Here is a 14,180-nt window from a genome sequence, read left to right as displayed (position 1 = left end):
GGCCGAGGAGGTGGCAGGAGTCGTTATGCCCCGTCGGCAACCGCCGCCGGTGTCGACACCGACCCGGTCCTGCAGCTCGGCCTGGCCGCCGATGGCACCGTCGAGGTGCCGTCCGTGGCCGAGGCGGACCGTATCGGCTGGTACGGCAAGGGCGTCACCCCCGGAGAGACGGGACCGGCCGTCCTGATCGGCCACTTCGACACGGAGAAGGGCCCCGCCGTCCTCAAGGACGTCGCGAAGGTTGAGGTCGGCGACACGATCAGCGTCACGCGCGCCGACGGCACCACCGTCGTCTTCAAGGTGCGCGAGCTGGAACAGGTGAGCAAGCGGGCCTTCCCGACCCGGAAGGTCTACGGCGACACCTCCCGCCCCGAGCTGCGCCTGATCACCTGTGGCGGCGAACTCACCGACGGCCACCGGCCGGACAACATCATCCTGTACGCCGATCTCGCCCACTGAGACGCGTGAGGCAGAATCGGGGTCATGACGACCCCGACGCCCGACCCCGAGCCGACCTACGCCGACCGCGTCTTCCGGTCGCCCGCCGGGCTTGTCGCCGGTGTGCTGCTGCTGGCACTGGTCGCCTGGCTCGGCGGTGACGCGCTCTTCCGCGGCGAGGGGCGCGCCCGTGCGATGGGGCTCGCGCTGCTGCTGCTGGGGGTGCCGCTGATCGTCGCGTTCACGCTGCGGCCCGCGGTGTTCGCGGGCGAGGACCGGCTGCGGATCAGGAATCCGTTCCGCACGATCACGCTGCCCTGGGCGGCGGTGAAGACCCTGAGCGCCATCTACTCCGTCGAGGTCTTCACGCAGCAGGACGCGAAGTACCAGATGTGGGCCGTACCGGTGTCGCTCCGGGCACGGAAGCGGGCCTCCGCCCGCCAGGCCCTGGCGGGCGACGACGCCTCGCGGGGCGCCGATGTCCGGCGCGCACCCGCCGACCAGACCGTCGCGGAACTGCGCGAACTGGCCGAACGCGGCGCGTCCCGCCCGGGCGCGCAGGGCGAGCCCCAGGTGCGCTGGGCCTACGAGATCATCGCGCCGGCGGCGGTCGGGGCCGTGGTCGTCGCGGTGCTGCTCGCGACGGGCTGACACCGAACCGGGGCTCCGCGCCGAATCCCGCCCCGAACGCCGACGGGCTGCGGGGCCTCCGCCCCGGGTCCCGCGACGCCGTACGGGGCTGGAGGTGTGGGGCTTCGCCCCAGGACCCCCGTGCCTCGAACAGCGGCGGGGCTGGGGGCTCGGCGCTGAATCCTCGCGTCTCGCGCGGCGGCAGGGCTGGGGGGTATGGGGCTCCGCCCTCGAACTTCCGTGCCTCAAACACCGGCGGCGTCAGGGGCTCCCGCGACGCCGGACGGGCTGGGGGTGTGAGGCTCCGCCCTGCATCCCCGTACCTCAAACGTCGACGGGCTGGGAATTGGGGCACTGTCCCAATTCCCAGCCCGTCCAAGGCTCCCCCCATGCCCGCAGGGCATGGGGGGAGCCTGAGCACACAGCCGAAGGCCGTACAGGCTCCGAGGGCTCCGAGGGCTCCGAGGACGTAGCCCCCGGTTCCGGGCCACGCCGGGTCAGATGCCCGCCGCCTCCGCCAGGTCGCGCTTGATCGCCGTGAGGACCTCCGTCGCCCGGCCCCGCGCGTCCGCAAGTTCGCTCGTGCCGTCGGCGACCGGGATCACGACCTCCAGGTAGCACTTCAGCTTGGGCTCGGTGCCGCTCGGGCGGACGATGACGCGGGCCTTGTAGGCGCCGTCCAGGTAGTAGCGCAGGCCGTCCGTCGGCGGCAGCCTGTCGCTGCCCTTCGTCAGGTCCTCCGCCGAGGTGACCCGCAGGCCGGCCAGTGTCACCGGCGGCCGCTCGCGCAGCCTGCGCATCGCGTCCGCGATGATGCTCAGGTCCTCCACGCGCACCGACAGCTGGTCGGTGGCGTGCAGGCCGTGGGCCACGGCGAGGTCGTCGAGGAGGTCCGACAGCGTACGGTCGTGCTCCTTCAGCTCCGAGACCAGCTCGGCGACGAGCAGCGCCGCCGTGATGCCGTCCTTGTCGCGCACGCCCTCGGGGTCGACGCAGTAGCCGAGCGCCTCTTCGTACCCGTACCGCAGGCCGTCGACCCGGGCGATCCACTTGAAGCCGGTGAGGGTCTCCTCGTAGCCCACGCCGGCCGCCGCCGCGATCCGGCCGAGGAGCGAGGACGAGACGATCGACTCGGCGAAGACCCCCCGCGCGCCCTTGTGGACCAGATGGGCCGCGAGCAGCGCGCCGACCTCGTCGCCGCGCAGCATCCGCCAGCCGCCCTGGACCGAGTCGTCGGGGACGGCCACCGCGCAGCGGTCCGCGTCCGGGTCGTTGGCGATGACGACGTCCGGCCGGGCCTCGCGCGCCGTCGCGAAGGCGAGGTCCATCGCGCCGGGCTCCTCCGGGTTGGGGAAGGCGACCGTCGGGAACGCGGGGTCCGGCTCGGCCTGCTCCGCCACCAGGACCGGCGCCGGGAATCCGGCCCGCTCCCAGGCCGCCAGCACCACGTCCTTGCCGACGCCGTGCATGGCCGTGTAGACGACGCGCGCGGTACGCGGCGACCCGTTGCTCAGGACCGCGTCCGTGCGCTCCAGGTACGCCTGGAGGACCTCGTCGCCGAGGGTCTCCCAGCCGGACTCCGGGCGCGGGACGTCGCTCAGGGACCGTACGGCGTCGATCTCCGCCGCGATCTCGCCGTCGGCCGGCGGCACGATCTGCGAACCGTCGCCGAGGTAGACCTTGTAGCCGTTGTCGCGCGGCGGGTTGTGACTCGCGGTCACTTCGACGCCGGCGACGGCCCCCAGATGCCGTATGGCGTACGCGAGGACGGGCGTCGGCAGCGGCCTCGGCAGCAGCGCCGCCCGCAGCCCGGCGCCGGTCATCACCGCGGCGGTGTCGCGGGCGAAGTCGGCCGACTTGTAGCGGGCGTCGTAGCCGATCACGACCAGACCGCCGCTCTCGCCCTTCGCCTTCAGATACGCGGCGAGCCCGGCGGCGGCCCGGATGACCACCGAGCGGTTCATCCGCATCGGCCCGGCGCCGAGTTCCCCGCGCAGCCCGGCCGTCCCGAACTGCAGCGTCCCCGCGAACCGCGCGCCCAGCTCCTCGGTGTCCCCGGCCTCGATGAGCTTCGCCAGCTCGTCACGGGTGTCCGGATCCGGGTCCTCGGCCAGCCAAGCCTGGGCCTGCGCGATCAGGTCCTGCGCCTCCTGCGCCACGGTGATGTGCCTCTCTAGATGTCGTTGGAGCGGCCGCGAAGAGCGGCCGCTCGACTACGCCTACCCGCTGAGGGCGCTGTCTCAGATGCGGTTGAGCACCTTGGTCAGCAGCTCACCCATCCGCGCCGCCGAGTCGCGTCCCGCCTGCAGGACCTCCTCGTGGTTCAGCGGCTCACCCGACAGGCCCGCGGCCAGATTGGTGACGAGCGAGATGCCGAGCACCTCCGCACCGGCCTCGCGCGCCGCGATGGCCTCGAGGACGGTGGACATGCCGACGAGGTCGCCGCCCATGACGCGGACCATGTTGATCTCGGCCGGGGTCTCGTAGTGCGGGCCGGGGAACTGGACGTACACGCCCTCCTCCAGCGACGCGTCGACCTCCTTGCACAGCGCGCGCAGCCGCGGCGAGTACAGATCGGTCAGGTCCACGAAGTTCGCGCCGATGATCGGCGAGGTGGCCGTGAGGTTGATGTGGTCGCTGATCAGCACGGGCTGACCGGGGCGCATGCCCTCGCGCAGACCGCCGCAGCCGTTCGTGAGGACGACCGTCTTGCAGCCCGCGGCGACGGCGGTGCGCACTCCGTGGGCGACGGCGGCGACGCCACGGCCCTCGTAGTAGTGCGTACGGCCGAGGAACACGAGCGCGCGCTTGTCGCCGATCAGGTACGAGCGGACCTTGCCGCCGTGGCCCTCGACGGCGGGCGGGGGGAAGCCGGGCAGCTCGGTGGCCGGGAACTCGGCCTCGGGCGTACCGAGGGCGTCGACGGCCGGCGCCCAGCCGGAGCCCATCACCAGGGCGACGTCGTGGGTCTCGGCGCCCGTGAGCTCGCGCAGGCGGGCCGCGGCGTCGGAGGCGGCGGCGTGGGGGTCCGGGGTAACAGAAACGTTCACGGGAAAAGGGTAGCCCGATAATCCCTACGCGCGTAGATGACGATGCTCACGAACTCGTCGAGCCTTCTCTCGTCGTAACGCACAAAGGGTCAGCAGGGGCGCTTGCGCAGCTCCATCACGTAGTCGTGCGGCGCGCCCGCCGACTCGGCGGCGTCGGCGATCTCGCCCAGATAGCGGGCCGAGGGCAGCCCGCCCTCGTATCCGTTGAGGACGTAGAGCCAGGTCGGCTCCTCGCCGTCCAGCGTGTGCACCCGCACCCGCATCCGCCGGTAGATGTCGAGACCGACACCCTCCCAGCGGTCCATGGAGTCCTCGTCCATCGGGGCGATGTCGTACAGCGCGACGAAGACCTGGGAGCGCGGCGCCTCCACGATGGTGGCCAGCGCCCCTTCCCAGCCCATCTGCTCCCCGCCGAACGTCAGCCGCCAGCCGTTGAGCCAGCCCGTGCCGCGCAGCGGCGAGTGCGGTGCGCGGCGGGACATCAGCCGCGCGTCGAGGTTGCCGGCGTACGCGGCGTAGAGCGACATGGGGTCGAGAGTACGGGAGGGGAAGCCGTGACCGCCTGTTCCGCTCGCCCCGCCCGGCGTCCCTCCCGGCGCCCCACGCCGGGCCCCCGCGCGAAGCAGGTTGAAGCGTGCGGGACAATGGGGGCGACGGACCACCCGGCAGAGCGAGAGCGCGAGGCGTAACCCCAGTGACCCGGATCGTGATCATCGGTGGCGGACCCGGCGGATACGAGGCGGCCCTGGTGGGCGCCCAGCTCGGCGCGGAGGTGACCGTCGTGGACTGCGACGGCCTCGGCGGAGCGTCCGTCCTCACCGACTGCGTACCCTCGAAGACCCTGATCGCCACCGCTGAGGTGATGACGAACTTCGACTCCTCGCACGAGGAGCTCGGCATCATCGTCGCGGACGACACCCCGCACATCGAGCAGGCCGCCCGGATCGTCGGCGTCGACCTCGGCAAGGTCAACCGGCGAGTGAAGCGGCTCGCGCTCGCCCAGTCCCACGACATCACCGCCTCCGTCACCCGTGCGGGCGCCCGCGTCGTGCGCGGCCGCGGCCGGCTCGAGGGGCAGCAGGCGATGGACGGCTCCCGGCAGGTGGTCGTTACCGCGGCGGACGGCAGCGAGGAGCGGCTCACCGCCGACGCGGTCCTGATCGCGACCGGCGGTCACCCGCGCGAGATCCCCGACGCGCTCCCCGACGGCGAGCGCATCCTCAACTGGACCCAGGTCTACGACCTGACCGAGCTCCCCGAAGAGCTGATCGTGGTCGGCTCCGGTGTCACGGGCGCCGAGTTCGCCGGCGCCTACCAGGCACTCGGCTCCCGCGTCACCCTGGTCTCCTCCCGCGACCGCGTCCTGCCGGGCGAGGACCCGGACGCCGCCGCCGTCCTGGAGGACGTCTTCCGGCGCCGCGGCATGAACGTCATGGCCCGCTCCCGCGCCCAGGCCGCCAAGCGGGTCGGCGACCGCGTCGAGGTGACGCTGTCCGACGGCCGGGTGATCTCGGGTACGCACTGCCTGATGGCGGTCGGCGCGATCCCCAACTCCGCCGGAATGGGCCTGGAGGAGGCGGGCGTACGCGTCACCGAGTCCGGCCACATCTGGACCGACAAGGTGTCGCGCACCACGGCGCCCGGCGTGTACGCGGCCGGTGACGTCACCGGCGTGTTCGCCCTCGCCTCGGTCGCCGCCATGCAGGGCCGTATCGCGATGTACCACTTCCTCGGCGACGCGGTGGCCCCGCTCAACCTGAAGACGGTCTCCTCGAACGTCTTCACCGACCCCGAGATCGCGACCGTCGGCTACACCCAGGCCGATGTCGACGGCGGCGTCATCGACGCCCGCGTCGTCAAGCTGCCGCTGCTGCGCAACCCGCGGGCGAAGATGCAGGGCATCCGGGACGGTTTTGTGAAGATCTTCTGCCGCCCGGGCACCGGTATCGTCGTCGGCGGTGTGGTCGTGTCGCCGCGCGCGTCGGAACTGATCCATCCCATCTCGATCGCGGTCGACAACAATCTGACGGTGGAACAGATCGCAAACGCCTTCACCGTGTACCCGTCGCTGTCGGGCTCGATCGCGGAAGTCGCGCGGCAGCTGCACACGCGCAAGGCGGCGGGCGAGGCGTAGCCGGCCGGACCGGGGACCGGTTGCGGGGGCAATCCCCGCAACCCCCGGCAAGCCGGACTTCGGCAGACCCCGACGGCCTCCGACGATCTCCGGCCGGATTCCCGCCCGGCTCCGCGCATACCACGTTGTGACCTCGGCCACGCCCAACTTCTGTATTTCGGCGCAAAGTGCTGAAAAGTATCGGCCGGTCAGGTTACTGTCAGTTTCGTGTTCGCTGCAGAACGTCGTCAGTTGATCCTCGAAATGGTGCGCGCCAACGGGGCCGTGTCGCTCCGTGAGCTCGCCCGCGTCGTCCAGACCTCCGAAGTGACCGTACGGCGCGACGTGCGGGCGCTGGAGGCAGAAGGACTCCTCGACCGCCGGCATGGCGGTGCGGTGCTGCCGGGCGGATTCACGCGAGAGTCCGGCTTCCCGCAGAAATCCCATCTCGCGACCGCGGAGAAGACGGCGATCGCCGATCTCGCCGCGGGTCTGGTCGAAGAAGGCGAGGCCATCGTGGTCGGCGCCGGGACGACCACGCAGGAGCTGGCGCGCCGGCTCGCGCGGGTCCCGGGACTGACCGTGGTCACCAACTCCCTGTTGGTGGCACAGGCGCTGGCGCACGCGAACCGGGTCGAGGTGGTCATGACCGGCGGGACGCTGCGTGGCTCGAACTACGCGCTCGTCGGCAGCGGGGCGGAGCAGTCGCTCCAGGGGCTCCGGGTCTCCCGTGCGTTCCTGTCCGGCAGCGGGCTGACGGCCGAGCGCGGCCTGTCCACGTCCAACATGCTGTCGGCGAGCGTCGACCGGGCGCTGGTGCAGGCGGCCGCCGAGGTGGTGGTCCTGGCGGACCACACCAAGCTCGGCACCGACACGATGTTCCAGACGGTGCCGACGGACGTCATCACCCGACTGGTGACGGACGAGCCGCCGCCGCACGACGACCGCGCGCTGACGGAGCTCCAGGCCCTCGCGGACCAGGGCGTCCAGATCGCGGTGGCGGGCGGCGCGCCAATGGGGGCGGCAGAGGGGAGCCGCCCCCGCCGCGACGTGCCCCTCCCGGCCCAGCGCCGTACCCACCCGTCCCCGGGCCTGCGCGCCGCCCCGGCCGCGCTCGCGGACCAGGAGCGCCCACGCGTGGCGGACCTCCGCCGCCGCTGAGCGCGCCTCCGGGCCCGCCCCGTAGCACCGGCTGAGCCCCGGCTGGTCAGGCCTTCAGGCCGCGGAGAGTCAGGGTCAGCAGGCGGTCGGGGAGTTCGGGGTCGGCCGGGTCGTGTTCCGCGGCCAGGGCGATCGCGTTCGTCAGCTGCATCAGGTCGCTGATCGAGACGTCCGTCCGCACCGCACCCGCCTCCTGGGCGCGCAGCAGCAGGCGCGCGCCCGCCTGCTCCATCGGTACGCTGCACTGCGCGAGTTCCGAACTCTCGTCGTGCGACGCGGACATGAGGGCCCGTGCCAGACCGCGGTACTCACCCGCATGAGTGATGATGGCGCGCAGCCACTCCACCAGCGCCCCGCACGGATGCTCCGCCGAAGCGAGTTCGCGCGAGCGTTCCAGCAGCGCGGCCAGGGCCTCCTGGAAGACCGCGTTCATCAGCGCGTGCCGGTTGGGGAAGTGCCGGTACAGCGTCCCGATCCCCACCCCCGCACGGCGCGCGATGTCCTCGAGCGATGCATCCGTGCCGTGCTCGGCGAAGGCGGCCCGGGCCTCGGCGAGCAGCCGCTCGTAGTTGCGGCGCGCGTCGGCGCGCATCGGCCGCGTACTCGTGGTCATGGCATCCAGGATGCCAAACGCACGGCTGGGGCCGCCGGGCGATCCCGGCGGCCCCAGTCAGGTACCCGTGTCAGTCCTTGATCTCGCAGATCACCGCACCGGACGTGAGCGACGCGCCCACCTCCGCAGCGAGGCCCTTGACCGTGCCGGAGCGGTGCGCGTTCAGCGGCTGCTCCATCTTCATCGCTTCGAGTACGACGATGAGGTCGCCCTCCTTGACCTCCTGGCCCTCCTCGACCGCGACCTTGACGATCGTGCCCTGCATCGGGGAGGCGAGGGTGTCGCCGGAGGCGGCCGACGCGGACTTCTTCGCGGCGCGGCGCTTCGGCTTGGCGCCGCCGGCCGCGGCCGTACGGGCCAGGGTCATGCCCAGCGACGACGGCAGGGAGACCTCCAGCCGCTTGCCGCCGACCTCGACGACGACCGTCTCGCGGCCCGGCTCCTCGTCCGCCTCGGCATCGGCGGGGGCGGCGAATGGCTTGATCTCGTTGACGAACTCCGTCTCGATCCACCGGGTGTGGACGCGGAACGGCGCGCTGGTGAACGCCGGGTCGGCGACGACGGCGCGGTGGAACGGAATGGCCGTGGCCATGCCCTCCACCTGGAACTCCGCGAGCGCGCGGGCCGCACGCTGGAGCGCCTGCTCACGCGTGGCACCGGTGACGATCAGCTTGGCGAGCAGCGAGTCCCAGGCGGGGCCGATGACCGAGCCGGACTCGACACCCGCGTCCAGCCGGACACCCGGACCGGACGGCGGCGCGAAGGTCGTGACCGTACCGGGAGCGGGCAGGAAGTTCCGGCCCGGGTCCTCGCCGTTGATACGGAACTCGAAGGAGTGACCGCGGAGCACCGGGTCGTCGTAACCCAGCTTCTCGCCGTCGGCGATCCGGAACATCTCGCGGACCAGGTCGATGCCGGTGACCTCTTCGGTGACCGGGTGCTCGACCTGGAGCCGGGTGTTGACCTCCAGGAAGGAGATCGTGCCGTCGAGGCCGACGAGGAACTCGACGGTGCCCGCGCCGACGTAGCCGGCCTCCTTGAGGATGGCCTTGGACGCGGCGTACAGCTGCGCGTTCTGGTCGGCGCTCAGGAAGGGCGCCGGGGCCTCCTCGACGAGCTTCTGGTGGCGGCGCTGCAGCGAGCAGTCACGCGTGGACACGACCACGACGTTGCCGTGCTGGTCGGCCAGGCACTGCGTCTCGACGTGACGCGGCTTGTCCAGGTACCGCTCGACGAAGCACTCGCCCCGGCCGAACGCGGCTACGGCCTCGCGTACGGCGGACTCGTACAGCTCCGGGACTTCCTCCAGCGTGCGGGCGACCTTCAGGCCGCGCCCGCCACCGCCGAAAGCCGCCTTGATGGCGATCGGCAGCCCGTGCTCCTCGGCGAACGCGACGACCTCGTCGGCGCCGGACACCGGGTCGGGGGTGCCCGCGACCAGCGGCGCACCGGCGCGCTGGGCGATGTGACGGGCCGCCACCTTGTCACCCAGATCGCGGATCGCCTGCGGCGGCGGGCCGATCCAGGTCAGTCCCGCGTCGATGACGGCCTGTGCGAAGTCGGCGTTCTCGGAGAGGAAGCCGTAACCGGGATGGATCGCGTCCGCGCCCGAATCGGCGGCTGCCTGGAGGACCTTGCCCATGTCCAGGTAGCTGGCCGCCGGGGTGTCACCGCCCAGGGCGAACGCCTCGTCGGCGGCCCGGACATGCAGAGCGTCACGATCCGGATCGGCGTAGACGGCTACGCTCGCGATCCCGGCGTCCCGGCATGCACGGGCAACACGGACAGCGATCTCGCCTCGGTTGGCGATGAGCACCTTGCGCACGATGGCTCCCTCCTTGCTGTGTCTTTCCGGGGAACGCCCCGGACCCCCAGCCGCTGGTCTTCCCGGCCGGAAACGGCCGAGCCGGGGTGCCTCGCTGAAACATGCTGAGTTTAGGGACTGCCGACACGGCCTTTCGACCTGTCCTTGATGGTGAGCTTGCCCACACGGAGTGTGATGCCAGCCCTCCTCAGGTGGCGAAACCCCTTGTCGCACCACGGTACGCCGAGTTCCCCGACCCGACAGTAGCCTCCGGATGTGGTCAAGGTCTCTGTTCGCGCGCTCAGCGGCGCGACACGTTTCTTTGTCGAGTCCCTACGAATGGCCGAATGATTCTTTGCTTGTGCCTGGACCCTTGTCCGAAGGTTTACCCGTTAGTAGCGTTCGCGGTGTCGTTCGTACTGCTGGTAACAGGCGCTGGGAACAGAGGGGTGGGGGCCGTGGCACGCAGACCACTGGCCGTGGTGGCCGCGATCGTGCTCTTCGTCGAGGCGGTCGGGGTCGTCTTCGTCAACGGCATACTCGCCACCGTCGTCGGCAACCAGCAGATGTCGCTGGACGGCCTGGATCCCGATGTCATGTCCAGCGCGACGTGGGCGCTCGGGGGTGTTCTCGGTCTTGTGCTCGCGGTCTGCGGGCTGGTGCTGCTGCTCGCGGGGCTGCGGGACCGGGCGCCCGGCCGGTTCGGCCGGGCGGTGCTGATCGCGAGCGCGGTCATGCACGGGGTGCTGGGCGCGCTGACCGTCGGTCTGGTCGGCTGGCACGCCTTCGCGTTCATGATGGTGGTGCTGGGGCTGATCGTGCTGTCGCTGGTGGCGTACGGTCCGAAGCCCGAGCCCGAGCCCGAGCCCGAGCCGGAGCCGGAGTCGGCGCAGGGTCCCGCGCCCGACCCCGCCTGAGGGCGTCAGGTCAGGTCCAGAGCGCGGTGATCTCGATCCCCAGGTCGCGCAGGAGCTTGCGCAGCAGCGGCAGGGACAGGCCGATCACATTGCCGTGATCGCCGTCGATGCCCTCGATGAAGGGGGCCGAGCGGCCGTCCAGGGTGAAGGCGCCCGCCACGTGGAGCGGTTCGCCGCTGGCGACGTAGCTCGCGATCTCCTCGTCGGAGGGGTGACCGAAGCGGACGACGGTGGACGCGGTCGCCGAGGCGTAGTGGCCGGTGTCGGTGTCGTAGACGCAGTGCCCGGTCTGCAGGGTCCCCGCGCGGCCGCGCATCGACTTCCAGCGGGCGATGGCCTCTTCGGCGTCGGCGGGCTTGCCGAGGGCGTGTCCGTCGAGTTCGAGTACGGAGTCACAGCCGACGACGAGCGCGCGGCTCCTGATCACGTCCGCCCGCGCGGCCACGACGGACGCCTTGGCCTCCGCGAGCGCGAGCGCCAGCTCGGCCGGGGTGGGTGCGCTCACGGCCTCCTCGTCGACGCCGCTGACGATCACGTCGGGAGCGAGTCCGGCCTGCCGGAGCAGCCCGAGCCGGGCGGGGGAGGCGGACGCGAGGACGAGGCGGCGGCGCTGGTCGGTCATGCGGGCCATCGTACGGGGCGGGGGTTCGCGCGATGAGCGCCACGACACATCGACCTGGGGCGCGCGGGCCGGCCCCCGCCTGCCGGCTGCGGGGCCGACCGCGCCCGTTCGGCGGGGCGCCGAGGGGGCGCCTGCGGCGGGCTCTTCTCCCCGCCCCGCCCCTTCCCGAAACCGGGGCTCCGCCCCCGAACCCCCGCTCCTCAATCTCCCCCTACGCCCTGGCGGGCGTGGGGGGACCCCCAGTGGGGCTCCTTTGGAGCCCGTCCGGCGTTTGAGGACACGGCCGGAGGCCGTACGGGGGTCTGGGGGCTTGCCCCCAGTTGCGGGAAGGGGCGGGTAGGGGAACAAGCTCGCCGCCGGCGCCGACTACCGCACTCCCGCCACGAACATCGCCACCACCATCGCGAGCGCCAGCAGTACGCCCGCGCGGCGCATCATCGCCTGGGTGTCCCGCATTTCTTTGGGGGGCTCGTTCTTCGGGTCGGACCACAGCATGCCTTCGATCCTGCTGCTGTGGAGGCCGGGGCGCCTGAGTACTCGTACTCAGGCGCCCCGTGTCAAAGGACTAAATGAACGCGCCCGCCCGCGCCGCCGCCAGCGCCGCCGTCACCGCGCGCTCCGCGTCCGCCCCGGTGAGCGGTTCGCGGCTGATCGCGAAGCGGTAGTACAGCGGGGCGGAGACCGCGCGGACCAACTCGGCCGGGTCGGTGCCCGCCGGGACCTCGCCGCGTGCGGCGGCGCGTTCGACGACCCGGGCCCATTCGCGCAGCCGGGTCGCGTAGAAGCCGTGCAGCGCGGCGGCGCACTGCTCGTCGCAGGCGGCGGCAGCGATGACGGCCTGGAAGACCGGGCCCATCCGGGGGTCGGTCAGGGTCGCCAGGACGAGTTCGGCGTTGGCCCGCAGATCGCCGTCCAGAGAGCCCGTGTCGGCGGCCGGCAGGGACTGCTCCGCCATGTCGCGCAGCAGATCGGCGACGAGCCCGGTGGCGGAGCCCCAGCGGCGGTAGACGGTGGTTTTGCCGACCCCGGCGGCGGCCGCGATCCGGTCCATGTTCAGGGCGTGGAAGCCCTGTGTCACCAGGGCTTCCCGGGTCGCTTCCAGCACCGCGGCGCGCACCTTGGCGGTACGGCCGCCGGGGCGCACGGTGCCGGGGGAGTCGGGCGAGTCGGGTGCGTCGGCACTCAAACGGGACTCCTGTTTCATTAACGAGGTCGACTCTGTTAGGGTCGCATCACCTTAACGAAACTGTACGCCCATTAGGGCGGAGGGGGATCACGTCATGTTCGCCAGGCTCGTCCGCCGCGCCACCGCACCCATCGCCGTCACCGCCCTCGGCCTGGGCCTGATCGCCGCCACGGGTCCGGCTCCGGCCGCGGCCCCGGAAACCCACACCTCCGCCACGCGCTGGAGCGCCGCCTGGGCCGCCTCCCCGCAGACCCCCAGCACCGGCTTCACCCCGAACTGGTCCCAGGAGGGCTTCTCCCGGCAGACCGTCCGCCAGGTCGTCCGCGTCACGGGGGCCGGTGACCAGGTGCGCATCCGGCTGTCGAACGCGTACGGAACCTCCCCGCTGCACGTCACGGGCGCCACCATCGCCCGTACGGACAAGGCGGCGGCCGTCCGTCCCGGCACCGTCCGCCACCTCACCTTCCGCGGCAAGCGGTCCGTCGCGATCCCTGCGCACGGCGAACTGCGCACCGACCCCGCCCCGCTCGCCCTCCAACGGCTGGATTCGGTCACCGTCACGCTCCACTTCGCCGGCACCACCGGTCCCGCCACCTTCCACTCCCAGGCGTGGACCGACAGCTACCGGGCCGACGGCGACCACCGCGCCGACGTCTCCGGCGACGCCTTCACCGAGACCACCCAGTCCTGGTACTACCTCTCCGGAGTGGACGTCACGGGCCGCGCCGAGCCCCGCCCCAAGGGCGGAGTCGTCCTCTTCGGCGACTCCATCACCGACGGCTTCGGCTCCACCACGAACGCCGACCGCCGCTACTCCGACGCCCTCGCCGAGCGCCTCGACCGCCCGGTCCTGAACGCCGGCATCGGCGGCAACCTCGTCCTCAACGACTCCGCCTGGTACGGCGAACGCTCCACCGCCCGCTTCGGCCGCGACGCCCTCGACCAGCCCGGAGTCTCCACCGTCGCCCTCCTCCAGGGCGTCAACGACCTCGGCTTCAGCGAGGCCGACGGCCAGCCCACGTACAAGCCGTCGCCCGTCGTGTCCACCGAAGAGCTCATCGCCGGATACCGCACGCTGATCGCCGCCGCCCACGCCCGCGGCGTCCGGATCGTCGGTTCCACACTCCTGCCGCTGAAGGGCACCACCCACTGGGGTCCGCACTCGGCGCAGGTGAGCGACGAGGTCAACCAGTGGATCCGTACCTCCGGTGAGTTCGACGCGGTCGTCGACTTCGACCGGCTGCTCGCCGACCCCGCCGACCCTGACCGCCTCAACCCGGCGTACGCGTACGAAGACGGCCTGCACCCCAACGACGCCGGCTACCGGGCGATGGCGGCGGCGGTGGCCCCGCTGGTGTGATGCCCGGGGCGGCTGCCCGAACGCATGAGTCCGAGGTCCCGCGTGCGGGACCTCGGACTCATGCGTCTGCGTGCCTACGTGTCTACGGCCAGAACGTACGCGCCCACGCCCGCGGCCCCGGGCGCAGCGCCCGTGTCCGCGCGATCCGCGCCGGGTCCGACCACTCCTGCGGCACCTGGGGCGCGCCGGACTCGGCGGATGCCGTCGCCGCGGCGCGCGCCTGGACCACCGCCAGGGCGGCGGCCAGCTCCTCCGGGGTCGGATTGCCCCGAACGACCTTGATCAC

General features: G+C 72.2%; 14 protein-coding genes and 1 pseudogene. 6 read left to right on the top strand and 9 right to left on the bottom strand.

Features of this window, described 5'->3' with window-relative positions; translation table 11 throughout:
* Window positions 1-42 precede the first annotated feature (42 nt).
* Both ABT342_RS01640 and ABT342_RS01635 read left to right on the top strand, forming a co-directional pair.
* A pseudogene (locus ABT342_RS01640) lies at window positions 43-459 on the top strand (class F sortase); the annotation flags it as partial.
* 24 nt (window positions 460-483) lie between these two features.
* Window positions 484-1,089, top strand: coding sequence for a PH domain-containing protein (locus ABT342_RS01635; protein ID WP_351565383.1), 606 nt, complete (start codon window positions 484-486; stop codon window positions 1,087-1,089).
* Between the two features lie 476 nt (window positions 1,090-1,565).
* On the opposite strand, the gene ABT342_RS01630 is transcribed toward ABT342_RS01635, so the two are convergent.
* The 3 genes from ABT342_RS01630 to ABT342_RS01620 form a co-directional block, all read right to left on the bottom strand.
* Entirely contained in the window at window positions 1,566-3,227 is a 1,662-nt protein-coding gene (locus ABT342_RS01630; protein ID WP_351565380.1) for a phospho-sugar mutase, read from the bottom strand.
* 81 nt (window positions 3,228-3,308) lie between these two features.
* Window positions 3,309-4,118 carry a purine-nucleoside phosphorylase gene (locus ABT342_RS01625; RefSeq protein WP_351565377.1) on the bottom strand — a complete coding sequence of 270 codons (810 nt, stop codon included), beginning with the start codon at window positions 4,116-4,118 and terminating at the stop codon, window positions 3,309-3,311.
* Window positions 4,119-4,207: 89 nt separating this feature from the next.
* Window positions 4,208-4,645, bottom strand: a complete 438-nt coding sequence (locus ABT342_RS01620) for a gamma-glutamylcyclotransferase family protein (RefSeq protein ID WP_351565374.1) — start codon at window positions 4,643-4,645, stop codon at window positions 4,208-4,210.
* 167 nt (window positions 4,646-4,812) lie between these two features.
* Here ABT342_RS01620 and ABT342_RS01615 point away from each other — a divergent pair, with 167 nt between their 5' ends.
* Window positions 4,813-6,252 carry an NAD(P)H-quinone dehydrogenase gene (locus tag ABT342_RS01615; RefSeq protein ID WP_351565371.1) on the top strand — a complete coding sequence of 480 codons (1,440 nt, stop codon included), beginning with the start codon at window positions 4,813-4,815 and terminating at the stop codon, window positions 6,250-6,252.
* 207 nt (window positions 6,253-6,459) lie between these two features.
* On the top strand, window positions 6,460-7,392 hold the full coding sequence (locus ABT342_RS01610) for a DeoR/GlpR family DNA-binding transcription regulator (protein ID WP_351565368.1): 933 nt from the start codon (window positions 6,460-6,462) through the stop codon (window positions 7,390-7,392).
* A gap of 46 nt (window positions 7,393-7,438) precedes the next feature.
* Here the strand turns inward: ABT342_RS01610 and ABT342_RS01605 are convergent, their stop codons facing one another.
* Both ABT342_RS01605 and ABT342_RS01600 read right to left on the bottom strand, forming a co-directional pair.
* Window positions 7,439-8,005: a TetR/AcrR family transcriptional regulator gene (locus ABT342_RS01605; protein WP_351565365.1), complete on the bottom strand. Its 567-nt coding sequence runs from the start codon at window positions 8,003-8,005 to the stop codon at window positions 7,439-7,441.
* A gap of 70 nt (window positions 8,006-8,075) precedes the next feature.
* Window positions 8,076-9,830 carry an acetyl/propionyl/methylcrotonyl-CoA carboxylase subunit alpha gene (locus ABT342_RS01600; protein WP_351565362.1) on the bottom strand — a complete coding sequence of 585 codons (1,755 nt, stop codon included), beginning with the start codon at window positions 9,828-9,830 and terminating at the stop codon, window positions 8,076-8,078.
* Window positions 9,831-10,258: 428 nt separating this feature from the next.
* On the opposite strand from ABT342_RS01600, the gene ABT342_RS01595 reads away from it, so the two are divergent.
* The gene (locus tag ABT342_RS01595; protein WP_351565359.1) at window positions 10,259-10,726 is read left to right on the top strand and encodes a hypothetical protein; all 468 of its coding nucleotides are present in this window, start codon (window positions 10,259-10,261) and stop codon (window positions 10,724-10,726) included.
* A gap of 10 nt (window positions 10,727-10,736) precedes the next feature.
* On the opposite strand, the gene ABT342_RS01590 is transcribed toward ABT342_RS01595, so the two are convergent.
* The 3 genes from ABT342_RS01590 to ABT342_RS01580 form a co-directional block, all read right to left on the bottom strand.
* Window positions 10,737-11,348, bottom strand: a complete 612-nt coding sequence (locus ABT342_RS01590) for a Maf family protein (protein ID WP_351565356.1) — start codon at window positions 11,346-11,348, stop codon at window positions 10,737-10,739.
* A gap of 366 nt (window positions 11,349-11,714) precedes the next feature.
* Window positions 11,715-11,843, bottom strand: coding sequence for a morphogenic membrane protein MmpB (gene mmpB / locus ABT342_RS01585; RefSeq protein ID WP_351565353.1), 129 nt, complete (start codon window positions 11,841-11,843; stop codon window positions 11,715-11,717).
* Between the two features lie 70 nt (window positions 11,844-11,913).
* Complete coding sequence (locus tag ABT342_RS01580; protein ID WP_351565350.1) at window positions 11,914-12,552, bottom strand: TetR/AcrR family transcriptional regulator; 639 nt, start codon at window positions 12,550-12,552, stop codon at window positions 11,914-11,916.
* Window positions 12,553-12,628: 76 nt separating this feature from the next.
* Between ABT342_RS01580 and ABT342_RS01575 the strand changes: the two genes are divergently transcribed.
* Window positions 12,629-13,894 (top strand): SGNH/GDSL hydrolase family protein, encoded by a 1,266-nt coding sequence (locus ABT342_RS01575; protein WP_351565347.1) that lies wholly within the window; start codon window positions 12,629-12,631, stop codon window positions 13,892-13,894.
* A gap of 82 nt (window positions 13,895-13,976) precedes the next feature.
* Here ABT342_RS01575 and ABT342_RS01570 read toward each other — a convergent pair whose 3' ends face one another.
* Window positions 13,977-14,180, bottom strand: coding sequence for an acyl-CoA carboxylase epsilon subunit (locus ABT342_RS01570; RefSeq protein ID WP_351565344.1), 204 nt, complete (start codon window positions 14,178-14,180; stop codon window positions 13,977-13,979).

Origin of the sequence: Streptomyces sp. NPDC000410 (assembly GCF_040300305.1) — a bacterium.
Taxonomy (GTDB): Bacteria; Actinomycetota; Actinomycetes; order Streptomycetales; family Streptomycetaceae; genus Streptomyces.
This window is presented reverse-complemented; position numbering and strand designations above follow the sequence as displayed.